A 25716-nucleotide genomic window follows, 5' to 3' on the forward strand; every position below is an offset into this window, starting at 1 on the left:
AAAAATCTTGCCTAAAAAATAAATCATAGGTTATGAAAGTAACTAATAGGTAGACTGCCCAAAAGCCAGCAATATTGGGTCTAAAATGCATACAACGTTCAGAATTAATCTGTCGGTGGAATCATTCAATCCATTGAATTGTGGTTAGTACTACTGAGCCTACTGTGACCAATGGTTACTTAGCTATGTTATAGCAGTTAACTCGACATACTGTAACCCTAACAACAAAAAACAGATTAATACACTGCATAATAAAGCATCCAATGAAACAATTAACCATATAATGTAAGTTTAAGCATGATTCATAATACCCGAGTATCAACCTATAACTTTTGTCAGTACGTTAGACGATAACCTTATCCCTCCAATCCCCCGACTCAACCGCTGATCAACAGGGCAAACAGGTAACAGTTATCGTCAAAATAAGGCACTTTTATTACCTAAATCAGAAAAATTGGGTAAGAACGCTATTATCAACCTTCTATTTTTCAGTCAGTTATTTTAAAACTGGTATATATATCAGCTAGTTATTATGAAAATAATATGCGATATACATTGTTATATAGATATCATGAATAAAGTGCCAATATCACGCTACAATAGGACGTCTCCAAAGCGTTAAAAAGACAATAACCTACTAATAATTAAAAATATTGAGATGAACTCATGACTAAAGAAATCGTTGTGTGTGGTAGCACTGTTTTGGTTAAAAAATCAGTCAGCATCTATAATCAGATTGCTTCTCTGGATCTGGACCTTCCTCTATCCTCGTTGATTGATTCCCTTGATGAAGACCTGTTACAGATAGAATTTTCCAACGGCAATATCGTTGATGTTGGCTGGTATCCCGCATTTGATGAGCAAGGTGAATTCGTTATCTACATTATTAAAGACAATAACTGGGATACACCTCACCTTAGATTAACCGCTAATAATAAAACGGCACTCATTACTCTACTGAGCCAGTCAATACTCGAAGCTTCACGGTTAACTTAAAATCCTGTCTCTATTTTTATGATTTCCGTCAGCGTTATTTTGGCGGAAATCGGTTTAACCATCTCACCTTTAACCCAAAAACTCAGGTAAGAAGAAATCTTCATCTTGGGGAAAACAGAAAATCCACCTCAATAAACAATCAATCATTCCCCATTTTGAGAGTGTCACCCATAAAAAACCGACATTCATGTTGATGATGTCGGTCAATTAAGTTTAATGGCAGCGAAAGTTTCGTCCACTATCAATAATTAAAAATTAAAACGCAGCCCTAAATTACCCTGAATAGGGGCTTCAATCTTATTACCTTTGGCATAATCCACTTCGGCAAACAGATTAACTTGTTTAGAGACTTTGGCATCAATACCTACGCCAACTTTGCCCATATCTCCAGACAAATTCGTGGTGAACTTATTGCGATCGTTGATAACCGTGCTGTTGTTATCAATATATTCATGAACCCATGCCGCTTTAATATATGGCGTGACGGCGCTCGTTTCTCCTACAAGGAAAGTCTTACCCAGATTCAAGCCCAGTTCAGTCATCAGAGAGTTCTGATCGCCAATATTGGCTTTCATACCATTGCTCAAGGAAATATCTTTACCTTCTACCTGTACATAAGACAGTTTGGCGTACGGCTCAACCCACATATCGTAAATAACGGAAGTGTTATAGCCAACTTCCACTGATGCACCCAAAGCATTCTGACCATAGTCACTCTTGATACTTGAACCATTGGTAGAAATCGCCTTTAGCTCGTTACTAAAGTGGTTGTATTTTAACACCCCGTCAACGTAAAGACCGCGGGTATCAAAATAGGTGGCATAAGCGCCTACGCTATAGCTATCGACCTTACTGGTACCGCCACGAGCATGTTTAATATCCGCGTTACCATAGCTGGTAAATCCACCAATGAAAGCTTTACCATTTTCAAGGTTCACAGCTTTATCTGCACCAATTTCTATACCGGACTGTTCCAGCTTGAAATGAGTATGGTCAGTCGCAATATTATTCTTACTACCCGTCATACGCACCCAACTACCAGCATTGCTTTCATCTTGTTGCAAAACACCTTTTCTTGAACGTAGGTTCTGCATCTCATTATTAAAAATCAATTGAGAAGCGACCGACATTGAAAGAACCGCGTCAGTACTTGGTGTTGTTGTTGGCTGAGTGATTACCGGGGGCGTTATATCTTCCGGATCGGGAACCGGTAATGGTTTGGGATTTGGATCGGGCTTAGAAGTACTGCTATCAATAGCACTCAAATACCATATTTCACCGGTATCTTCGCTACGCTGGTTCAGCGTGTACATATAAGTACCACCATCAAGCGCCTTGATATTGGCTCCGCTCATACTGGCCAGACTAAAACCTGCACCACGACTTTCATCGGTGATCAGATCTAATCTTTTCTGATTCGGATCGGTAATTTCAGCGCCGGAATCTGCCACGCTAACCAAATGCTGGCCGCTTCCCTGACGAATAAATAAGTAATCGCCTCGTCCATCTTCAATGGAAGTATTAAACAAAAAATGCAGACTTCCGGACAGGTTCCCCAGTTTTAGATGGGAATATATTTTGTCACCATTAGCATCATTAATCGTTTTAAAACCAACGATACCGTTACCGCTTAGCGTTTCAATATGCGCAAAATCTGTATCGGCAACATTAGCAATAACAGCTACCGACGTATTTTTACCTCTCAGAATAACATTCTCAGCATAAGTTGCACCGGTTCCCCCCGCCACGACCATTTGTAGCTGACCTTGATCGTTAAGCTGAGTGGTGCCAAGCATAGCTCCGCCAACGCTTAACCAAGACTTAGCATTATTATTGATGGTAACGTCAGTTGCAGAAGAGTCAGCATAGATTCTCTGTACCGCATTGTCGTACAGCTCAACCCCTATCGCTTTTCCACCCTGCTGAATATTCTGGGCTCCGGTACCATAAACTTTAGTATTATTTGCTACACCAGCCGTTGATACGGAACTATTAAGATACAGATATTGAATTCCACCGCTATTAATAACCGTATTGTTAACGGTCCCCTTATCAAAAACATACTGGATTCCACCTTGATTGATAATGGTATCTTTAGCTACAGCATCATTGTAGACAAACTGATTACCCTGATTAATGATGCTACCCGTGGCGATACCACCCAATAATAAATGCTGAACTCCCCCGCGATTAATCACGGTATTATTGGCTATCCCTTGATTATAAACATGCTGAGATCCACCCTGATTAATGGTGCTCCCCGTAGCAGAACCACTATTTCTGACATATTGATATCCGCCATCATTAACGATGGAATTCTTTGCCGTCCCATTATCCTGAATGTATTCCTTACCGCCGTTGTTAACGGTTGTCCCTTCAGATTTACCACCTGAATAGGCATACAGATTACCGCCAGAATTCACCGTATTATTAATCGCAATACCCGGGTCGTTGACATCACCAGCATTAGAAACATAAACAGTGCCACCATTCAGCAGAGAATCCTTTAATGTTCCACCGTCAAACACATAAATTTTCCCACCGGATTTAATATCAATATTGGTACCAATGCTCGGGAAACCAGGGTCATAGTCATGTGAATAAACTCTAGGTTTTTTGGTTATCCAAACGGTTGCGCCACTATTTACTGTTGAGTCTTTAAAGTAACCTAACACACTCAATAAACTGCCATTTAGCAGATTCATATTGATGCCGGCCCCCACATACTCACTTGGATCACCTATATTTCCAGCACCAATCTCCAGACATTCGTTACCGGTTAAATCACCTTCAAAAGTTTTGTTGCTGATATAGTTTCTGTTCCGATCACCACAAAAACTGTCAGCAAATACGGATTGACTAAAGACCAAAGCTGTAAATATGGCTAGAGCTGATAGCGTTGTTTTCATGGCGGGATACAATTCCTTTTAAAAACTTATCCATTTTTTAAAAGGCTAACATACCGAAAACACAAAAACCACACATTTGCACTGTATAAAACCCCAAGTAACAGTATAAAAACATAAATCAGTGATATTTTTAAGATTTTAGATCGTTAAAATTCAATATAAAATAAATTTAGATCGCTAACACCTTCAGAAGTAAGGCGGGGAAGAAAAAAAGGGGGAAAGTGCCATGCTTTTAAAATTATCAAATAAAATCAATTGGTTAATGAAATCACTTAGAAATCAAATGCGTTGGTTAATACATTGAAATTATTGATAATTTAATCATATAAATAGTTGGAAAACTGACAACTCTAACAAAAATCAAAAATCAAAAATCAAAAATCAATAATGTTAGCTCAATAAAATCATTGCTGAGATTTAATAATAACCTTATAAGAATGACTAAAACTCAATCATAATATAACACCATGACTTTATATTATTCCTGCCTAATGTATAGGGTTAAATTTATAGAATGAACAGTCCAAAAATCCATTCTGTAAATCGCATAAATGATATCAAATAGAATTTAAATGCAAAAGTATTGCGTTCTTATATAGAAGAACGCAGTTATCATCAGATAATGTACTAATTTCGATGTTGTAAAACAGAAGATAATGCTTCAGTCAGCGCTCCAGATCGGGCACCAACGGCGCGTTCAATTAACAGCAACATTGCCTGTATACGTGTCGCTTCTTCCTCGGATGTCCAGTTAAAGATGCCATGCCCAAAAAGAAACAACGAGCCAGCCAAAATAAACTGCACCGTTCCCAAAGGCTCATCTACTTGAAAAACCCCTTCCTGACATCCCTGCTCAATCACCTGTGCCATTAACGGACCAAGCACGCGTATAATTTCAATGTTATTACGATCGTGCAATGCCCTGTTTTCAACATGATGCAAATCATCAACCAACATCTGATCTTGTGCCTGAACTCGGTTCATATCGCTAATTACAGCACAAAACTTTTCGATTGCCCCTAATGCCGAGTTATCAACAATCTTCTGAGCAGATTCCGCCATCACACTCACAAGCTGACAGGCTAATGCATCCAAAATGTCCTGTTTGGATTTAAAATAGTAATAGAATGTCCCCTTAGCGATGCCAGCGGTACGAACAATTTCATCTACCGAAGTCACTTCATACCCCTGGGACTGAAATAATATACCGGCGGTTTTGAGTATCTCTGCCCGACGCACATCCGGTTTTTTTACAATTCTAACCACTACTTGCTCCTCCTGACCGTCTATTTTCAGCTAAGCTAACAATAGACTGACTGATGGTCAATAAAAAGAGAGAGATAATAAAAAACCGTTACCGATAAAATCAGGTAACGGTTTTTTTAGTCAGTGAGTTAACTTAACTGCGTACTCTGAGCCAGCTTCCAAACCACAGCAATATTGCGTGTCATCACACTTAAATTGCAGGCAACGGCACTATTCGGGTTAGGATAGAAGGTCAATTAAGATGACTCGCCCTGTGCATTCAGCGAAGCGGTCTGTACTTGATGAATCAGATCTTCATTATGATCCAACATCTTTTGCAGATACTTATTATATGAAGTACCGCGCTCAGAATAGCGATCCAGCTTATTAACCAGATGATCGGCGGTAACCGTATCACCTTGGTTTCTTATCGAGGCACGGGAATCCCGTAACGTCCGATACGCCGAGTGAGTATTCATATTCAGCAGGTAAGCGCTGACAGAATCATTCACTGAGCGATAGGCTGAATAGCCTTTAACTACACCGCCTTTACTATTACAGGCTTTGCTTCCGCAGCGCATACCAAACAGATTGTTATTGGTCTGCGCTAATTTCGATGTTCCCCATCCAGACTCAGTTGCTGCCTGAGCAACGACTAAGTGGGTTGGCAGGGTATCTACGCGTTTCAGCAGCTCATTCCACTTTATTTGTTGTGGATTAGCGGCACATTTTACCCGATAGCGGTTACAAATTTGCTGTACTCGTACCACATCCTGCGCGCTCCAATTCTTCGAAGCACGTTTTTTTAATAGCCACTCACGCTCTTGGCGAATTTGGCTGTTTTGTTGATCAATAATAGGTACAACGGCATTGAGAAACGCTTTTTTCCGTTGAGTGCCAGAAGGGTATTTTCGCAAATCAGGTAGGCTGTTTAGCTTATCATTGAGAGAATACTCTTGATGGTTCTTTGACCCAGTTGACGCCCAACTGGTAGAAGAACACACACTCAAAAAGAGAATCGCCGAACCTATTATTTTTAAAACAAGTGAAGACATATAACTCCAGACTAGTTCATAAAATAATCAGATTTCGATGTAGATCCTCAATGATGCGCGATAAAATTGGAAGGAGCAAGTTGTAACAAAAAACGATTATCTCAATAAATCAGCCGATAACGGATATAAAATAAAACAAATCGCACATAAACAGCATTAGATACCATAAACAACCTTTTTTTAACGATATCAAGGGCTACAAGCGTGTTACGTTTTACTCGGTGAATATCTTCCTTTGATCCTATTCGGGATCGATTTTTGGTTAAATTACGCCCAATATTGATGTAATCCCAATACTGAATATAAAACCCTATCTGAATCCATTCAGCCAAGGCACAATGTTAACTGGCTCAAATAATTCACACAAAGGTATTTAAAAGGTATTGATAGTCGGTATGGTTAGCCCGGTTGTATCTGCTGTCATGAAAGGACTAAACATGAATAAAACAATAGCAAAACTCTCATTCATGATGTTTATCGAATGGTTTATCTGGGGCGCCTGGTTTGTTCCTTTATGGCTTTTCCTCAGTGCAAGTGGGTTTACTCCCTCTGAAATCGGCTGGTCTTATGCCTGTACCGCCATAGCAGCTATTCTTTCACCGATTTTAGTCGGTTCTCTCACCGATCGTTTCTTTGCGGCGCAAAAAGTCTTAGCCCTGCTGATGTTGGTCGGCGCTCTGTTAATGTGGCTAGCCGCACAGCAAACCCAGTTCAGCACATTCTTCCCATTATTATTGGCCTATTCGTTAACCTATATGCCAACCATCGCACTAACCAATAGTATTGCCTTCTCTAATGTGCCGGATGTTGAGCGGCTGTTTCCACGTATTCGCGTCATGGGAACCATCGGTTGGATCGCCTCAGGCTTAGTGTGTGGATTCCTCCCCAGTATGCTAGGGGTCGGTGATATCTCTTCCAGCAATATTCCACTGCTGATCACCGCAGGCAGTTCAGTCCTGCTGGGGATATTTGCGCTGACATTGCCGAACACTCCACCAAAAAGCACCGGTAAAATGAGCCTTAAAGTGATGCTGGGTCTGGATGCAATTATCTTGCTGAAAGATCGTAATTTTCAGGTATTTTTCTTCTGTTCATTTTTGTTTGCTATGCCATTGGCATTTTACTATACCTTTGCCAACGGTTTCCTCACGGAAGTCGGCATGAAAAATGCCACCGGCTGGATGACGTTAGGTCAATTCTCAGAAATTTTCTTTATGCTGGCTCTGCCTTTCTTTACTAAGCGTTTCGGCATCAAAAAAGTATTAATACTGGGCTTAATTACTGCTGCAATCCGATACGCTTTCTTTGTCTATGGTGGTGCCGATCATATCTTCACTTACGGTTTGCTGTTCCTCGGTATTCTGCTGCACGGCGTCAGCTATGATTTCTACTATGTCACCGCCTATATCTATGTTGATAAGAAGGCGCCCGTACATATGCGCACTGCCGCACAAGGCCTGATTACCCTGTGTTGCCAAGGCTTTGGTAGCCTCTTGGGCTATAGCCTTGGCGGTCAAATGATGGAAAAAATGTTTGCCTACGCTGAACCCGTCAACGGTCAGACCTTCAACTGGGCTGGGATGTGGGGATTTGGCGCCATCATGATCGCTATCATTACCGTGCTGTTTATCCTGTTTTTCAAGGAATCCCCAGGTGAAATTAAGGCGATAGACATACCACAAAACGATAAAGAAACCGCCGCCGCATAATGGTGTAGCTACACCCTGAGTGCGAATTGAATGATAAGACTAAGCAGCCATTGAGCAATAAGTAAGGATCGGTGATGAAAAAAGAGAATCGTATATTAGGTGCCTTCTATGGTCAGGCTTTAGGTGATGCAATGGGAATGCCATCTGAGCTGTGGCCGCGTTCTCGGGTCAAATCGCACTTTGGCTGGATCGATGGTTTTTTGCCGGGGCCGGCAGAAAACAACGCAGCCTGTTACTTCAATGCTGCCGAGTTTACTGATGACACCTCAATGGCACTGGCGCTTGCCGATGCCATCATTGAATGTCAGGGTCATGTTGACCCCATCATCATCGGGCGCAATATTATGCAATGGGCTGAAAACTTTGATGCCTTTAATAAAAACGTCTTGGGCCCAACCTCAAAAATTGCCCTTAATGCCATCAAACAAGGTAAGTCGATTGCCGAACTGGAAAACAATGGCGTGACCAATGGTGCCGCAATGCGTGTTTCCCCACTGGGATGCCTATTGCCGACCGATTCACTGGATGACTTTATCGACCAGATTGCCCTCGCTTCCAGCCCGACCCATAAGTCCGATGTCGCCATCGCGGGTGCCGTAGCTATCGCCTGGGCGATTTCTAAAGCCATTGACGGTGCCAGTTGGCAGCAAATTTGCGATATGCTGCCGGCCATCGCTAAAGCGGCACAAGAAAAGCGGATCACCACCTTTAGCGCATCCATGGCAGCCAGAATTGAGCTGGCTTTGGAGACGGCCAAAAATGCACAAGATATTGAGCAAGGTATGGAGCTGGTTTATCAACTGATTGGAGCCGGTACCAGCACCATAGAATCCGTTCCTGCCGCTATTGCCATGGTTGAACTGGCTCAAACTGACCCTAACCGCTGCGCTATTCTGTGCGCTAATCTGGGAGGAGACACCGATACCATCGGTGCTATGGCGACCGCTATTTGTGGCGCACTACATGGAATCGACAACATTGACCCAGCTTTAAAACAACAGTTGGATCACGTCAACCAGCTTGATTTTACTCGCTATAGTCAGGCATTTACTCAATTCCGCAGCCAAAGAGAAGCCGCTTATGCAAGCCGCTGAACTGAACAACCGACTCATCTCTCTGACTAACCAACGCCCTATTTGCTTGATTGGCGCAGCAGTGATTGATGTGATTGCTGATACTGACACTCTACCCTATCGCGGTAGTGATATTGAACTCCGCCAACAAAGCATCAATATTGGCGGTTGTGCGCTCAATATTGCCATTACCCTTAACCGATTAGGTATTAATACCCTTAATGCGTTACCTGTAGGTCAGGGGATGTGGGCGGATATCATTCGTAGCCGACTGAAAGAAAAAGGGATTACCTCCGCCATTGAAACCGATCGCGGCGATAACGGTTGGTGTCTGGCTTTGGTAGAACCGGACGGTGAACGTACTTTCCTATCCGTTAGCGGCGTAGAAAACCTGTGGGATCGACACGTGTTGGATAATCTTAATCTGCCGCCTGATACGTTAGTTTATCTTTCCGGCTATCAGCTATCCGCACCCTGTGGCGAAGTACTGATTTCGTGGCTGGAATCGCTGCCCAAAACTATTGGATTATTTATCGATTTTGGCCCACGTCTTGCCGATATATCAGAACAGCACCTCATTCGTCTACTCGCACTAAAACCCACTATTTCACTCAATCGGCAAGAAGCAGAGCTGATCGATATCCATTTATCAGGCACCACTCGAACACTGAATGTTGAAGTACTGGCTCAAGACTGGATGAAGCGTTATCAATGTCCGCTAATCATACGGGTGGACAAAGACGGCGCGTATTATCACGATATGGGCAACCACGGCTGGATTACGCCGTTTAAAACAACGGTGGTAGACAGCATCGGTGCCGGTGATAGTCATGCCGGAGGCGTTATCGCCGGTCTGGCTTCAGGCTGGTCGCTAGATCAAGCCGTTACTCTGGGTAATGCAATCGCATCCTACGTTGTTAGCCAGCGCGGAGGTGATTGTTCTCCTTACCCACAGGAACTGGAAAAATACCTGAAACAATATGGTTAGAAAAATCAAAGTGCCTGGTAAGAATATTGTGGTGTTGGTTAATTAAACTTAATGACAGCGTAAATTTCGTCCACTATCAATACAGAGAATAAATTAACGCTGGTGCTCGTGGCCGAGCAGAAGGCGTTAGGGCGAACGCCCTCTGCACTCCCGCGCCTTCGCCCCCGAATCCAGATCGCCTACGGCGACTTCCCTCCGCCTTCGTTCGGGTTAACGCACCGGCGCTGATTCTCTCCCGGAGAAGCAGCGCCTCGCCCATCATCCTTGATGGGCGTGCTCCCTCACTTAGTTGTCGGCTGAATTCCAGCGCTCAATAGAAAGAGCATAAAATAAAACTCACTGCCTCATATTTTCTTAACAGAATGGCATCAGGCAAAAATACCAGGGTATTTTATCGGAAGAAACAAACCATTAAGTTAAATCGATTATTTCCATAATCGGTATTTGCGTCGCTCCTGACTATCTTCATCGCTATTCCTGATGGCCTCAGAAATATTTTGCTCCACACTATTCTCTGGCATGGCTTCCACTTCACTCAATGCCGCACTATCAGAATTTTTACCGTTATTCGATGATGGCGATGATGGCGATGATGGCGATGATGGCGATGATGGCGATGATGGCGCAGCCACCTTGTACCAGTCCAAACGACGAGTCAATGTCATCACAACGGTTAACACGATAAACAGTAAGATTGCTCCTAATAACAGCGCATTATCCTCGGACTGTAACAAGACATAGAGCACGCCGTACAGCACCAATAGCCCCACGGCAAAGCTAATACCACGTATTGCCCCTTTCAATACCGCACTCAAATAGAAACCAATCAGACTACTGCAGCTCAATGCGGCAATACAGTATGCCCAAGCAAAGCCAATACGCTCAGATAACGCCAGTAAAATGACATAAAACACCATCAACGCAGCCGCAACTAACAAATATTGCATTGGGTGAATCGATAATGACTTAAGCATTTCAAACAAGAAGAAAGCTACAAATGTCAGGCTAATAAACAAAATGGCATACTTAACGGTGCGAGTATTCAGTTGGTAATGATTGACCGGTTCAATAAAGCTGGTACTAAAGGTTGGAATCGATGAAATCCGGTCATAAGTATAAGCTTCTGTTGAATAACCTTTTGTTCTCAGATCACGCATATCATAACGACTAAAGTTGTTATTAATATTATTGGCAATCCAACTGCTCTGCCAGCTCGCAGTAAAACCGTCCTCAGTAACGACGCGTTTTTTCGGCAAGAATTGTCCCAAGAAATTAGGATGAGGCCAATTACCACTCAGGTTAAGTTCAGAAGAAGCACCGACCGGCATCACCGCTAAATGCCCCATTCCCTGAAGTGACAGCTTAAAATCAAAAGAGAGGGACTTATCTGCATTGAGCATCGCATCCGACAGCTCAACGTGCATTCCCTGAGGCAGGTCTGGATAGTTGGTTCCCGGTTTAAAAACTTCCGCATGCTGATTCAGCATGATTTCCGGCACCTTAGTAATGCCTCGAGAATCAGCCAGTGATAAAACCAAGTAAGGTTTACCGTAGGTGATTGAAGCCGTATCGTTATCAACGACCTTAGGAAAAGAGCCAGTGAAGTGCAAATCGCTTTGATAAACCTGCGCCTGATAGATACCGACCTTGCGTGGCTCCACATTAACCTGACCGTTAATTTTCAGGTTATCGGGAAGGATATAACTTTTCCCTTCATGATACTGGATTCTGCTTTTCCCATCGCTGTCCGTTTCCATTGATGAACGAACAAAGGGCACCACAATAATGGGGCCAACAATGATCTGCTCACCGCTGGTACCATCTTCAATACGTTCAATCACACTCTGCTGGTATTGATTACGCCCATCAATTAAGCCCAATACCATACCGATAGGAATCAACATCATCAGGGTCAGTCCCAACAATATTAATACCTTCCAAAATAGCGTAGATCTAAACATCTCCAGTCACTCCTATTCCATATTATGGCAACAGCATAAATGGGCTGAGTGAGCAGATGATGTTGTTATGTGAAGGCTGTGTGAAGAGAACGAGGATTCATCACCAAAGTGATATGGCTATTTATCTTTCATTGGCAGGATAAAAATGGCTTTAGCTCCGCCCTCCTCACCGTTCACCAAATGAATGGTTCCCTGATGAATAATCGCCACTTCCCGAACAAAGCTCAGCCCCAGACCGGTGCTTTTCTCTTTATCCGGTCGCGGTAGAGAATAGAAACGATCAAACACCTTATCCAGAGCATAGACCGGCATTCCCGGGCCATTATCAATGACAATCACTCGATAATGATTTTCAACAAACTCACCGGTGACAATAATTTTGCCCTGTTCCGGGGTAAAATCTAACGCATTCTCCAGTAAATTACTGAATGCCTGTTCCAACAATAATTTATCGCCACGTACCGTAACCGGAGCATCAATATTACGGCTAACGGTAATTTGACGGTGGGCAAACTGTGCCTCTTTGGCGTCTATCACGCCGTTGAGTAACTCCGCCAAATCGACCGATGCCTTTTCCTGACGAATACGGCTTTCCACTTGCGCCTGTTGCAGCATTCTATCTACCAGAAGCTGCAAACGTTCATTTTGCTGTTTAATGTTATTGATAAAACGCTGTGCTACCGGCTGCGGTGGCATTTCTTGCAAAATTTCTGCTGCTCCGCGGATCGCGGCTAAGGGGCTCTTTAATTCATGCGTCAGGGTATGAACATATTTTTCGATATAGTCTTTTCCCTCCAGCTTGATACGCATGCTCTCCAGCGCATGTGCCAGACTACTCAGCTCCGGGCCATCCATTTTCGGCAGCGTTGGGGCATTACCCTCCGCGACTTCACTGGCATAGCGCACCAACCGGGAAATCGACCGGTTAATCCACCAGACGAACACCGCACCAATCAGCAGCGCAATACCCAGCAGAATAATACCGGCAATCTCCATACGTCGTTCGCTACGGCGGATAACCGGCTGCATTGTCTGGTTGGGTTTTGAAACGGTCAGCGAGCCAATGATTTGACCATCGGTCGTTTTGATCGGCGCTGCCACATACATAACAGAGCTGCTTTCATCCTCGGGATCAAGGCGGGTACTACGGGCGCCGTATTTACCACGTAGCGTCAAATAAACATCGTTCCAGCGAGAGTAATCCTGCCCCAGCCCCTCTCCGGTGGAGTCAAAAATCACCTTACCTTTACTGTCAGTGATATAGACTCGGTATTCCATACGGTTCTTAACGATGTGATCAATCTTTGCACCGATAGGTGCACGATTAATATCCGAAAACGCCTGAGCAATATGTCCCTGATTCAGATTACGATTGCGAATATCCTGTTCGGCGATCTGAGCCAGAAGATTGGCAGTATCTACCATCATTCCTTCAGTAGCACGCCGAACCCCAGGTTTAACTTCCTGAACAAAAATATTCATCACGAAGTAACCCGCAACGGCCACAATCATAAAGAAGCCTAGCAGTAAGCGAAGACCAATCCTCATTCGCCGGGGCTCAGGCTATATCCTAATCCGCGATGTGTCTGGATCGGGTTGATTTCATCAGATATGGTGCGCAATTTGGCTCGCAGAGTTTTAATGTGGGTATCAACGGTACGATCCAGACTCTCTTCTGCATCCTGCCAAACCAAATCCATCAGTTGTTGACGAGAAAACACCCTACGCGGGGATTTAAGCAGCGTTCTTAACAATAAAAACTCATAGCGAGTTAATAGCAGAACCTGACCATAAAAGGTGATCGTCGCCCCCTCTTCGTCCAGACCAAAAGCACCGTAGCTTGGCATTAAACGTTGCTGCTTTTCCAGACGACGTAAAATAGTGCGTACCCGAGCGCTCACTTCTCGCGGTGAGAACGGTTTGGCGATGTAGTCATCCGCCCCTATTTCCAGTCCAACGATGCGATCCAGCTCTTCACTGCGGGCTGTGAGAAACATTAATGGTAAGTCAGCCGCCTGCGCTAACATACGACGGCATAGTTCAAATCCATTGATATCGGGTAACCCCACATCGAGAATAGCCAACGCCGGACGACTCTGATTTAGCGCCGCTAAAACCGGCTCGCCGCGTTCGAACCATCTAACTTCAAACCCATCGGTCTCCAGCGTGTAGATCAGCGTATCGGCAATACTCGCTTCATCTTCGACTAACCAGATTAATGACATGACATTACCCTATATCCACCCTATCAGACACTCAACACTCTCGTTTATTTATCTTCATACTTGTCAAACTGCAATAGCTGAAAACGCAGGCTACGCCAAGACTCCGTATCCATACTATCTATCGCCAGCCAAACTCGACGACGGCGATGCTTACCGGTAATGGAAACCAGCTTTAACGATATGCCCCAGCTAAACATGATGGGCTTACCTTTGATTTTCCATTCATTTCGCTGCCATTGGATCACACCATTATTCAACAACAGCATCTCTCCCTGCATGCGTTGAATATGTCGCTGGCTGCGTAAACAATCAAAAATCACCAACGTCACTAAAGAGAGCCAAAGTGGCCAATATCCGTCATTCCACGGAGATAGCAGCACCAGCAACACTAAAGCCCCGTGTATCAAGAGTGAGACACACTGTGTTTTCCAGGAAACCCGGATATCACTATGCCAGAGAACGACGTTCTGCATTTTTCTTTTGAATCATTTTGATCATACGTTCCAGTTCAGCATCTTCTGGCGTAGCCTGATTCATCAGCCAACGAAACAGCTGGGGATCTTCAAACGCTAGCAAACGAACAAACGTCTGTTTATCGCCATCAGATAGCCCATCATAATCATTTTCAAAAAACGGCATGATGGCAATATCCAGTTCACGCATTCCACGACGACATGACCAGTGGATTCGGGTTTTATTATTGATATCCATACAAACTTACTCATATCAGGTTACATGGTTGTGTAGAGTAGCAATTTGCTCCGACTTTGGGAAAGGCTACAGATAAAACTTAGCGTAAATTTGCCATCAGGATCGATATTACTGGTTAAAATCAGATTTTAATCGAACTGAAATTGGGAGATATCGCTGAAAATATGCAATCAAACCAATGCGGGAAGGAAAACTTTCTGGATGAAACACATAATTCGTATACTGTACCCGGCGATTGTTCAGTAAACTGTGTAATATAAGCGGTCTCGGTAGATCCATTAATCGTCTTTTACCGTCGCTCATCCGTGTATTTGTCCTATTCGTATTGGAGTACTTATGGCTTATAAATCACCACTACCCTCTCAGTTAGCAAGCCCATCATCAGATTTGTCGCTGACGTTAATCTCGTTAGAAGACTGGGCGCTGGTTACCCTGAGTGGAGAAGATAATCGTAAGTATTTACAGGGGCAGGTCAGCTGCGATGTGTACGCCTTAACACCGGAACAACATCAGTTAACCGCGCACTGCGATGCCAAAGGCAAAATGTGGAGTGATATCCGCCTATTTCAGTATGGTGATGATTTAGCCTACCTACAACGCACCAGCCTATGTGATACACAGTTAACCGAACTCAAAAAATACGCCGTATTCTCTAAGGTCACCATTGAAAGAAAAAATGAAGCCGTTCTGTTAGGCCTTGCGGGTAGCGATGCCAGAACCACACTGTCTTCGTTTTATCCAACCTTACCGGATGCAACAACCTCCGTGGTTCAGCATCAAGAAACCAGTATTTTACATTTTGCTTCTCCGACAGAGCGGTTTCTGATTGTCACCAGCCAAGAACAGGCCAATACTCTTTATACCCATCTGCTGGGTAAAGCCGCCCTGAATGACAGCCGTCAGTGGCTGGCTTTAGATATTGAAGCAGGTATTCCCATCATTGACAGCGTTAACAGCGATCAGTTTATCCCTCAGGCTACTAACCTACAGGCGCTCAATGCCATCAGCTTTACTAAAGGCTGCTATACCGGACAGGAAATGATCGCCAGAGCTAAATATCGCGGAGCGAATAAGCGTGCGATGTATTGGCTGGCAGGTAATGCGCTGGATTTACCAGAGACTGGCGGTGAGTTGGAATTACAATTGGGTGAAAACTGGCGTCGAACCGGCACTGTATTGGCATCGGTTAAACTAGCGGATAGCTCTATCTGGGTTCAAGCTGTATTGAATAACGATCTGGAGGCAGATACCGTGCTGCGGGTTAAAGATGATGTTACCAGTAAGCTAGCGATTCAACCTTTACCTTATTCGCTGGAAGAAGAAGGCAAAGCTTAATTCTCGATATCGGTCACCGCTTCCCGCAGCCTATGCGGGAAGCAAATGGATATTCAATCAGGCAATATAAAGATAAATCGCCAGAAAATGACAAACGCTGCCGCCCAGCACAAAACCATGCCAAATCGCATGATTGTATGGAATGCGTTTATTAACGTAGAAAATCACCCCTAAACTGTAAATCACCCCACCGGCAGCCAAAAGCCCAACGGCACCAACCGACAGCTTTACTGCCATCTGGTAAATCACCACTAGCGATAGCCAGCCCATTCCCAGATAGGTCACCAGCGAAACAACTTTAAAACGATGAGTAAATGCCAGTTTAAATACCACGCCGATTAGCGCCAAGCTCCAGATAACCACCATCAAACCTTGCGCCAGAGGAGACCCCAAACCCACCAATAAGAAAGGCGTATAGGTACCGGCAATCAGCAGATAAATAGCGCAGTGGTCAAAGACCTTAAGCCTCCGTTTGGCATGCGGATTAGGGATCGCATGGTACAGCGTAGAAGCCAGGAACAGCACAATAATACTGCCGCCGTACAGGCTGTAGCTGGTGATTTCCAGCGAACCGGCATCCTTATCGATAGCCTGAGTGAGCAATAAGACCAGCCCGACAATCCCCAGAATAAATCCAATGCCGTGGCTGATACTGTTAGCAATTTCTTCCGCTACTGAGTAGCCCTGTTTTAATGATGCTGACATGCACTTGACCTTTTATTTGCGCTATAAACATAGCCCATAGTTTCGGTATCCATAACCCACTTTCAGATTATATGAGAATCATTTCAGTGTACACATGTAAGCTGAATTTTTTATGTAAATGTAGAAACATTTAGCTATTCAGAAAAGTGAATGCTAATAAAAAGAGAGTCAGTAGAAACAATAAATCCCAAATAAACCAAGATTCAAATTGATAAAAATCCTAATATTCCCAATCAGAAATCCCTTCACTACACCCAAACGACAGGAGAGTTTTCCGTTTGGGTCGTAGCTGGCTTGCCAGCCGGAGGTCGCATAGGAAAAGTAGGCCTGTCGCCCACGATAGTTAAGTACCCATGGTTCTCAAGCTGCACACTTAAATAATATTCACTACATCTGATTAAAAGAACTTACCAACAAAAACAATAAACCCCGGATTAACCGGGGTTTAAGTATCGAAATTTCAACCAAGATAATCAGCGCTTAGCGTCTAACTCCGCATCGGGAATACCGCTACCGTAACCGGCCATTTTCCCCAGCTTAATCACTATCGGAGAAAGTAACAGCAGCGCTGCCAGGTTCGGTAACACCATCAAACCATTGAACATATCGGCCATCTTCCACACCAGCTCAACTTTAAATAGTGAAGCAGCAAAGATAAAACAGATAACAATAAACTGATAAATACGTACCGCTGACGTGGAGTTAAACAGATAACGCACGTTCGTCTCGGCATAATAGTACCAGCCAATAATGGTGGTGAACGCAAAGAAGAACAGTGAAGCCGAAATAAACAGGCTACCAAAATGACCGAATACATAGGTATAGGCCTGTTGAGTCACGGTAATTCCCTGTCCGTGGAAAATCCCTAAAAATGACTCAGTCACACGACCCGTTGCATCCCACTCTTTCATGCCTGAAGTGATAATCACCAGTGCAGTAACGGTAACAATCACACACACCACAAACACACCCATCATGGCAATAAAGCCCTGCTGCTCAGGTCTGGCGACGCGGGCAACCGCATGAGCATGAGGCGTTGACCCCATTCCGGCTTCGTTAGCAAACAACCCTCTGGCAATACCAAAGCGCATCGCCTGCTGAATACCTATTCCCACACCACCACCGACCACGGCCTGCGGATTAAATGCGGCAATAAAAATAGCCTTAAAGGCAGGTAACACATATTCGAAGTTAAAGACCAGAATGGTAAATGCGCCAATTAAATAACAAATGGCCATGACCGGAACAACTTTTTCACTGAATGAAGCAATACTGCGAATACCACCGATAATCACAATACCGGCAACCACAGCCATTACCGCACCAACGATCCAATTAGGCACGCCTAAAGAACTGTTAAACGCGGAAGCGATCGCATTGGACTGCACCATGTTGCCAATAAAGCCTAAAGCAAAAATAATCAGCACCGCAAAAACGCAGGCTAACCACTTACACTTTAAACCCTGTTCAATATAGTACGCTGGGCCACCCACAACCTGACCGTTACGGTCTTTAGTTTTGAATTTCTGCGCCAAAATGGCTTCAGCATAAATGGTCGACATCCCCAGAAAAGAGGAAACCCACATCCAAAAGATAGCGCCCGGGCCACCAGCAAGAATCGCCGTAGCGGGTCCTGCCAGATTACCGGTGCCGACTTGCCCGGCAATTGCGGTAGCGACCGCCTGAAAAGAGCTCATGCCGCTTTTATCAGCTTTATCACCACGTAGCGACATACCGCCAAACAGTGCTTTTAAGCCTGAGCCAAAATGTCTGATTTGAATAAAGCCCAAACGGATAGTGAAGTAAATTCCAGTTCCGCATAGCAGGAAGATTAATACGTGGTCCCAGAGCAGGCTGTTCACCTGATCGACCAATTTTTCCAGTATCTCCATTTTTTCGATCTCTTGGTTATGTTATGTGTTTGCTTGCAATATTGTTGGTGCGTGCGTTATTGCACGTCATTTTTATATACGGGTACGTACCACAGCTTTTCGTTTTTACGGTAACTCATATCGATGAAATACAGGGGGAACGAACCTCTGCATAACAGGAAAATATGACATCAAAGACCGTAGAATAAACAAGAAGAGAAGTTAACGTCCTATATCGCGGGAAATATAACATTAACTCTCAACGGTTGGATATGGTTATTCCGCTGAATGATTAAAAACAAGCGTCTTTCGCTGGATTTACGCACAGGAATAGTGATTATGATGGAATGCACACCATAGAAAAGCCACAAATCAGCAGACACTCTCAACTCAGTTAAAGAACCTGTTGATAGACGTGAAGAACCATCGCTCTTCACGCCTATTCAATATCCCGGCTCTCACTGGGATAAGCTACTCATACTCAGCCATTGGCACACAAGAACAGAACAGATTTCTATCTCCATACACATCATCCAGACGTTTTACCGTCGGCCAGTATTTATTCTGAAACACCGCTTGTGACGGGAATACCGCCAAATCGCGACTATAAGGGTGCTCCCATTGATGTACCAGTTCGCCTTGAATATGTGGCGCATTAACCAGCGGATTATCATCCAATGGCCATTCCCCCGCCTGAACCCGACGAATCTCATGACGGATAGCCAACATCGCCTCAATAAAGCGATCCAGTTCAGCCTTACTTTCCGATTCGGTCGGCTCCACCATGAGCGTACCGGCAACTGGGAAAGACATGGTTGGCGCATGGAAGCCATAATCAATCAAGCGCTTGGCGATATCCATCTCCGTAATACCGCATTCCTCTTTCAATGGGCGAATATCCAGAATGCATTCATGTGCCACCAGCCCATCTTGTCCAGAATAAAGTATTGGGTAGGCATCTTTTAAACGACGGGCAATATAGTTGGCGTTTAAAATCGCCACCTGACTGGCCATTTTCAGACCTTCCGCCCCCATCATATGAATGTACATCCAACTGATAGGCAGAATCGATGCGCTGCCAAACGGAGCAGCGGATACTGCACCCAATGATGTGGTCACGCCTTCGAGATGAACAACGCTATGCCCCGGAACAAACGGCGCCAGATGTTTTTTCACCCCAATCGGCCCCATACCCGGGCCACCACCGCCGTGAGGAATACTGAAAGTTTTATGTAAGTTAAGGTGGGATACATCAGCACCAATATAGCCTGGAGTGGTAATGCCCACCTGAGCATTCATATTGGCACCATCGAGATATACCTGACCGCCAAACTGATGCACAATCTTGCACACCTCGCGAATGGTTTCCTCATATACCCCGTGGGTTGATGGGTAGGTCACCATAATGCACGACAGTTCATCGCTGTGTTGTTCAGCTTTGGTGCGTAAATCGCTTAAATCAATATTGCCCTGCTTATCGCAGGCAACCACCACCACTGTCATGCCCGCCATCTGGGCTGAAGCAGGGTTAGTACCATGGGCGGAACTCGGAATTAAACAAATATGCCGACTCCCCTGTCCACGGCTTTCATGATAGCGACGGATGGTCAGCAACCCGGCATATTCCCCCTGAGCGCCAGAGTTGGGCTGCATACAGACCGCATCGTAACCAGTAATCTGCGCCAACCACTGGGACAGTTGGGCTATCAGAATCTGATAGCCTGCGGCCTGCTCCGGTGGACAGAACGGGTGAAGTTCAGCAAATTCCGGCCAGGTAATCGGAATCATTTCCGCTGCCGCATTCAATTTCATGGTGCAAGAACCCAGCGGAATCATCGCCTGATTTAGCGCTAAGTCTTTACGCTCCAAACGATGCATATAACGCATCATTTCAGTTTCGCTGTGATAACGGTTAAACACCGGATGAGTCAAAATAGGCGTTTTACGCAATAACGATGGCGGGATACTGTTGCTGTGCGCGATACACTGACTATCCAGCTTATCAATATCGATGGCCTTTGAATCACCAATCAGAATATCAAACAGCGTTTGTATATCTTCCACGGTGGTGGTTTCATCAAGACTGATACCTACCGCGCCCTCTAAATCACTGCGCAGGTTAACGCCAAAGCTTAAGGCTCGGGTTAGTACCAAAGCTTTATCCGCCACTTCAATACATAAAGTATCAAACCAACTATCATGACGCAGTTTCAGCCCCGCCTGCTGTAAGCCAGCGGCCAAAATATCGGTTAAACGATGGATCCGCTGAGCAATGCGCTTTAGACCAACCGGACCGTGATAAACCGCATAGAAACCAGCAATGTTGGCCAGCAGCACTTGTGAGGTACAAATATTGGAGTTCGCTTTCTCACGACGAATATGCTGTTCGCGAGTTTGCATTGCCATGCGCAGTGCGGTATTGCCCGCAGCGTCCTTGGATACACCAATAATCCGTCCGGGCATTGAGCGTTTAAACTCATCTTTACAGGCGAAGAAAGCCGCATGCGGCCCACCATAGCCCATTGGTACCCCAAAGCGCTGGGAAGAACCAAACACCACATCTGCACCCATGCTGGCCGGTGACTCCAGTAATACCAGCGACATAATATCCGCCGCCATACAGGTAATCACACCGCGCTGTTTAAGCTGATTAAGCAATTGGCTGTGGTCGTGTAATTGCCCTGTGGTGCCAGTTAATTGTACTAAGATACCAAACAGATCGGCATGGTTAGCTGCCTGATCTGTCCGGCCAATAATAACGTTAAAGCCAAATGTTTCTGCCCGGGTTTTTACTACATCAATGGTTTGCGGGTGCACATCATCGGCAACAAAAAAGCTATTCGCCTGTTTTAGCTTGCTGGCGCGTTTGGCCATCGCCATCGCTTCTGCCGCCGCCGTTGCTTCATCCAACAAAGATGCCGAAGCCAGATCGAGACCGGTCAAATCCTGGGTCATTTGCTGGAAATTAAGCAATGCTTCCAGACGGCCTTGAGAAACTTCAGGTTGATAAGGCGTGTAAGCCGTGTACCAACCCGGATTTTCCAACAGATTACGTTGAATAACCGGTGGCATCAGCACCGCACTGTAGCCCATACCGATATAGGATTTATAACGCTGATTCTGCCCAGCTATGGCTTTTAATTCAGCCAACGCCTGATGTTCGGTCTGCGCATCCCCCGTCGCTGGTGGATGGGGTAGTTGAATATCAGCAGGAACAATCAGCCGGGTCAATTCATCCAGGCTTTTCGCGCCAACCACCTCTAACATCTTCTGGCGTTCTTCAATAGAAGGACCAATATGGCGATCGATAAAAGATTCACCATATTCGAGTTGTTTGATTGTTTGATTCATCAGATCACATTCCTGAATTTATAATATTTTAGGGTTGTTCAGCCTGATTCGCCTCATGCGGCACCTGAAAGTGAGTGAAATACCGATGCAAAGGATAAAAAGCAAAACGCCCTGCTTATCGGGTGCAGGGCGTTCTTATGTTTTAATCTTCTAGTGTTGCTTGGTATCCCTCAGCATCCAGCAAACTTTTTAATTCGCTGACATCGCTGGCCTTAATACGGAATAACCATCCTTCATCATAAGGAGAACCGTTAACCAGTTCAGGAGAATCACTGAGTTCATCGTTAACCGCAATAATTTCGCCGCTGATCGGGGAGTAAATATCGGAGGCGGCTTTTACCGATTCCGCCACGGCACACTCTTGCCCGACGGCCACCACACTCCCAACCTCAGGCAGCTCAACGAATACCATATCGCCCAATAAGTGCTGGGCATGGTTGGTAATCCCTACGCTATAGATGCCATCTTGTTCTTCACGAACCCATTCATGCGAAGTCGCATATTTCAAATCAGCAGGTACATTACTCATATTATTCTCCATTCTTATCGCTTATCTATTGTTCCAACGTTACAGACTTAACGCTGACGCTAATTCATTACATGCTCTGACTACCGGGTTTACAGCACCGACTTACCATGGCGCACAAAGCCTGGCTTCACTACCCGTACCGGCATTTCACGATTACGAATAGGAACCACCGCGACGTCACCAACTTCAGCAGGGACTCTTGCCAACGCAATACTGTAGCCTAAGGTCGGTGAAAATGAGCCGCTGGTGATCACACCTTGATATTCATTTCCTGCTGCATCGCTAAACATAACCGGTAGTTCATGACGCAATACACCTTTTTCCATCATCACCAGACCAACCAGTTTATCCGTCCCCTGCTTGCGCTGTACTTCCAGCTTGTCACGACCAATAAAATCACGGTCGACAGGTTCCCAGGCAATCGTCCATCCCATATTGGCGGCCAGTGGTGAGACCCCCTCATCCATCTCCTGCCCATACAGATTCATACCGGCTTCAAGACGTAGCGTATCCCTCGCCCCCAAACCGCAAGGTTTCACGCCAACGGCCATCAGTTTCTGCCAGTAATCATCCAACTGTTCTGCCGGCATCATCAGCTCATACCCCTCTTCTCCGGTATAACCGGTGGTGGCAATAAACAGGTTTTCGGCCTGCACACCAAAGAAAGGTTTCATACCGCTGACGGCCTGACGCTGAGCATCGGATAGTAACGTTGCCACTTTCTGTTTGGCCTCCGGCCCCTGAACGGCAATCAGCCCTAAATCATCACGAACGTGCAACTCAACGGCAAAAGGACGCGCATGTTCAGAGATCCACGCCAGATCTTTCTCTCGCGTAGCGGAGTTAACAATTAAGCGGAAATAGTCTTCCTGTAGGAAATAGACGATCAAGTCATCAATCACACCGGCCGAAGCATTTAGCATAGCCGAATATAACGCCTTGCCTGGTTCGGTTAGTCGAGCAACATCGTTTGCTAACAAATAGCGTAGAAATGCACGCGTACGTGCGCCATGCAGATCGACAATTGTCATATGGGAAACATCAAACATACCGGCATGGTGACGTACCGCATTATGTTCATCAATTTGTGAACCGTAATTAAGCGGCATCATCCAACCGTGGAAATCGACCATGCGAGCACCGCAGGCAATATGTCTATCGTACAGAGGGGTTTGTTTGGCCATTATGTCCTCTTTAAATACTTCAGGGTAATCCCGTAATAGTTAAATCGGGTGCCAGATTAGGCATCTGACTCCATGTAATCATAAGTTAACGAAATTGTTAATTATTATCGCGACATGTAAACAGTTTCTATCATGCAGTAGTTTTGATGGTTAAACTGCGTTTTTCTGCACAGAAATCAGTATTGGCTAAGTTAACGAATAATGGAGAAAAGTTTGGCGTGCAATTTAATTTGTTGATTTACAAAATATTATCATGCATTTCGGATTAGAATAACTAATGGGTTACCGGGTTATAGATTAGAATTTTTCATAGGAAACCTGGATTATTCACTACGTTCACCCCTGTATCTTGAAGTTGAGGTATGCAAATGTTTGCTGCGGCTACGCGTTCTGGTTTTCACCAGCATGACGATGATGTTTTCGATGGGCTTATGCCGTCATCCCTGCGAAAGCGGGAACGCGTAGCCGTAGGCGAAGCAAACATTCACATAGTGAATGGCCCGAAGGGTGAGCGAAGCGAATCATCTCGTCCTTAAGCCAAGCGCCATCATTAAGCTAAAACCCAGATTCCGGTTTTCACCGGAATGACGAAGGTATTTTTCACCAGAATGACAAAAAATCCATTTTGTCAAAACAGAAACTCACCACCGACTAATCTACTCAGATTCTTTCAACCACTCAGGTAAATCGCGTAATCCCATGGCTTCATGAACCAAGTGGGGTTTAACCCCCGGTAAACTATCCGCCAGCTTCAATCCGATATCCCGCAGTAATTTCTTCGCTGGGTTTTCTCCCGCAAATATCTCCCTGAATCCTTGCATTGCAGCCAGCATTATTGCCGCACTCTGCTTCCGACTACGCTCATAGCGACGTAAATAGAGATAATTACCGATATCCTTACCCTGTTTCTGTAGGCGCTTAATTTCAGCAATCAGGCAAGCAGCATCCATAAAGCCTAAATTCACGCCCTGACCGGCCAGAGGATGAATCGTGTGTGCCGCATCACCAACCAACGCCAAGCGATGGGCGGCAAAACTGCGGGCATAGCGGGCAGTTAATGGGAACACGTCCCGCTCGCTCACTACCTGACAACGACCCAGTCGATTATCAAAGGCAATCGCCAATTGGTGGTTAAACTGCGCCTCATCCAACAGCTTCATCTGCTCTGCTTTTTCCGGCGGTAATGACCAGACGATAGAACAAAGATTGTCTTGCCAAAGTGGTAAAAAGGCTAATATTCCATCACCGTGGAAAACTTGTCGGGCACAGTGCTGATGAGGCTCATCCGTTTGGATAGTGGCAACCAGTGCATGATGACCATAATCACGAAACGTCAGAGGAATATCCGCATGATGACGTAACCATGAGTGAGCGCCATCGGCCCCCACCACCAAACGACCACTTAACATACGGCCATCTTCCAAAGTGATAAAAGCGTCATTTTCGCCTCTGACAACCTGCTTTAATCGGGCCGGTGCCAACAGGGAAATATCCGCACAACTACTTGCCTTATCCCATAACGCTTTCTGAATCACAGCATTCTCAACAATATGTCCCAGACGATCATAACCATAATCATCGGCACGAAAAGCAATCTGCCCGAAGCTATCGCGATCCCAGACATCCATCGCAGAATAAGGGCTGGTTCGCAGAGAGGTAACCCCTTTCCAAACGCCGAGATAATCCAGAAAGCGTTCACTGGCCGCATTAATCGCCGAGACCCGCAAAGCGGGTTCTGGTGGTAGGGTTTCATCCGGTTGATGATTCTCAACAACCGCAATGCGCAAACCTGTCCCCTGCAAACCGCAGGCCAGTGACAGTCCGACCATACCGCCACCAGCGATAACAACATCATAAGCATGCATGAGC

19 protein-coding genes are annotated in these 25716 nt (G+C 45.1%); 5 read left to right on the plus strand and 14 right to left on the minus strand.

The window, feature by feature from the left end; translation table 11 throughout:
- Window positions 1–666: 666 nt before the first annotated feature.
- A complete protein-coding gene (locus BMZ28_RS01755) occupies window positions 667–996 on the plus strand; it encodes a hypothetical protein (RefSeq protein ID WP_053007485.1) in 330 nt (109 codons plus the stop codon).
- 248 nt (window positions 997–1244) lie between these two features.
- Here BMZ28_RS01755 and bafA read toward each other — a convergent pair whose 3' ends face one another.
- The 3 genes from bafA to BMZ28_RS01770 form a co-directional block, all read right to left on the minus strand.
- Complete coding sequence (gene bafA, locus BMZ28_RS01760) at window positions 1245–3905, minus strand: BafA family autotransporter (RefSeq protein WP_074820297.1); 2661 nt, start codon at window positions 3903–3905, stop codon at window positions 1245–1247.
- A gap of 627 nt (window positions 3906–4532) precedes the next feature.
- Window positions 4533–5171, minus strand: coding sequence for a TetR/AcrR family transcriptional regulator (locus BMZ28_RS01765; protein ID WP_074820299.1), 639 nt, complete (start codon window positions 5169–5171; stop codon window positions 4533–4535).
- Window positions 5172–5407: 236 nt separating this feature from the next.
- Window positions 5408–6205, minus strand: coding sequence for a protein bax (locus BMZ28_RS01770; RefSeq protein ID WP_047779975.1), 798 nt, complete (start codon window positions 6203–6205; stop codon window positions 5408–5410).
- Between the two features lie 437 nt (window positions 6206–6642).
- On the opposite strand from BMZ28_RS01770, the gene BMZ28_RS01775 reads away from it, so the two are divergent.
- The 3 genes from BMZ28_RS01775 to BMZ28_RS01785 all read left to right on the plus strand — a co-directional run bounded on the left by BMZ28_RS01775 (window position 6643) and on the right by BMZ28_RS01785 (window position 9975).
- On the plus strand, window positions 6643–7914 hold the full coding sequence (locus BMZ28_RS01775; RefSeq protein ID WP_114986214.1) for a nucleoside permease: 1272 nt from the start codon (window positions 6643–6645) through the stop codon (window positions 7912–7914).
- A gap of 74 nt (window positions 7915–7988) precedes the next feature.
- On the plus strand, window positions 7989–9008 hold the full coding sequence (locus BMZ28_RS01780; protein ID WP_047779974.1) for an ADP-ribosylglycohydrolase family protein: 1020 nt from the start codon (window positions 7989–7991) through the stop codon (window positions 9006–9008).
- Window positions 8995–9975 carry a PfkB family carbohydrate kinase gene (locus BMZ28_RS01785; RefSeq protein ID WP_074820301.1) on the plus strand — a complete coding sequence of 327 codons (981 nt, stop codon included), beginning with the start codon at window positions 8995–8997 and terminating at the stop codon, window positions 9973–9975. The genes BMZ28_RS01780 and BMZ28_RS01785 overlap by 14 nt, the downstream gene beginning before the upstream one ends.
- 425 nt (window positions 9976–10400) lie before the next feature.
- Here BMZ28_RS01785 and creD read toward each other — a convergent pair whose 3' ends face one another.
- The 5 genes from creD to sdhE all read right to left on the minus strand — a co-directional run bounded on the left by creD (window position 10401) and on the right by sdhE (window position 14872).
- Window positions 10401–11936, minus strand: coding sequence for a cell envelope integrity protein CreD (gene creD / locus BMZ28_RS01790; RefSeq protein WP_074820303.1), 1536 nt, complete (start codon window positions 11934–11936; stop codon window positions 10401–10403).
- A gap of 117 nt (window positions 11937–12053) precedes the next feature.
- Window positions 12054–13484, minus strand: a complete 1431-nt coding sequence (gene creC, locus BMZ28_RS01795) for a two-component system sensor histidine kinase CreC (protein WP_074820305.1) — start codon at window positions 13482–13484, stop codon at window positions 12054–12056.
- A complete protein-coding gene (creB, locus tag BMZ28_RS01800; protein WP_047779970.1) occupies window positions 13481–14161 on the minus strand; it encodes a two-component system response regulator CreB in 681 nt (226 codons plus the stop codon). Before creB ends, creC begins: the two co-directional genes overlap by 4 nt.
- A 44-nt stretch (window positions 14162–14205) precedes the next feature.
- A complete protein-coding gene (locus tag BMZ28_RS01805; protein ID WP_047779969.1) occupies window positions 14206–14634 on the minus strand; it encodes a protein YgfX in 429 nt (142 codons plus the stop codon).
- On the minus strand, window positions 14609–14872 hold the full coding sequence (gene sdhE / locus BMZ28_RS01810; protein ID WP_047779968.1) for an FAD assembly factor SdhE: 264 nt from the start codon (window positions 14870–14872) through the stop codon (window positions 14609–14611). Before sdhE ends, BMZ28_RS01805 begins: the two co-directional genes overlap by 26 nt.
- Before the next feature lie 336 nt (window positions 14873–15208).
- Here sdhE and ygfZ point away from each other — a divergent pair, with 336 nt between their 5' ends.
- Window positions 15209–16207 (plus strand): tRNA-modifying protein YgfZ, encoded by a 999-nt coding sequence (gene ygfZ / locus BMZ28_RS01815; RefSeq protein ID WP_074820306.1) that lies wholly within the window; start codon window positions 15209–15211, stop codon window positions 16205–16207.
- A gap of 57 nt (window positions 16208–16264) precedes the next feature.
- On the opposite strand, the gene trhA is transcribed toward ygfZ, so the two are convergent.
- The 6 genes from trhA to ubiI all read right to left on the minus strand — a co-directional run bounded on the left by trhA (window position 16265) and on the right by ubiI (window position 25712).
- A complete protein-coding gene (trhA, locus tag BMZ28_RS01820; protein WP_047779966.1) occupies window positions 16265–16912 on the minus strand; it encodes a PAQR family membrane homeostasis protein TrhA in 648 nt (215 codons plus the stop codon).
- Between the two features lie 473 nt (window positions 16913–17385).
- Complete coding sequence (locus BMZ28_RS01825; protein ID WP_047779965.1) at window positions 17386–18804, minus strand: alanine/glycine:cation symporter family protein; 1419 nt, start codon at window positions 18802–18804, stop codon at window positions 17386–17388.
- A 450-nt stretch (window positions 18805–19254) separates the two neighbouring features.
- Window positions 19255–22134 (minus strand): aminomethyl-transferring glycine dehydrogenase, encoded by a 2880-nt coding sequence (gcvP, locus tag BMZ28_RS01830; protein ID WP_047779964.1) that lies wholly within the window; start codon window positions 22132–22134, stop codon window positions 19255–19257.
- A gap of 142 nt (window positions 22135–22276) precedes the next feature.
- A complete protein-coding gene (gcvH, locus tag BMZ28_RS01835; RefSeq protein ID WP_047779963.1) occupies window positions 22277–22663 on the minus strand; it encodes a glycine cleavage system protein GcvH in 387 nt (128 codons plus the stop codon).
- 89 nt (window positions 22664–22752) lie between these two features.
- Entirely contained in the window at window positions 22753–23847 is a 1095-nt protein-coding gene (gene gcvT / locus BMZ28_RS01840) for a glycine cleavage system aminomethyltransferase GcvT (protein WP_074820308.1), read from the minus strand.
- A gap of 656 nt (window positions 23848–24503) precedes the next feature.
- Entirely contained in the window at window positions 24504–25712 is a 1209-nt protein-coding gene (ubiI, locus tag BMZ28_RS01845) for an FAD-dependent 2-octaprenylphenol hydroxylase (RefSeq protein WP_047779961.1), read from the minus strand.
- Window positions 25713–25716 lie beyond the last annotated feature (4 nt).

Source organism: Pragia fontium DSM 5563 = ATCC 49100 (assembly GCF_900112475.1).
Lineage (GTDB): Bacteria > Pseudomonadota > Gammaproteobacteria > Enterobacterales > Enterobacteriaceae > Pragia > Pragia fontium.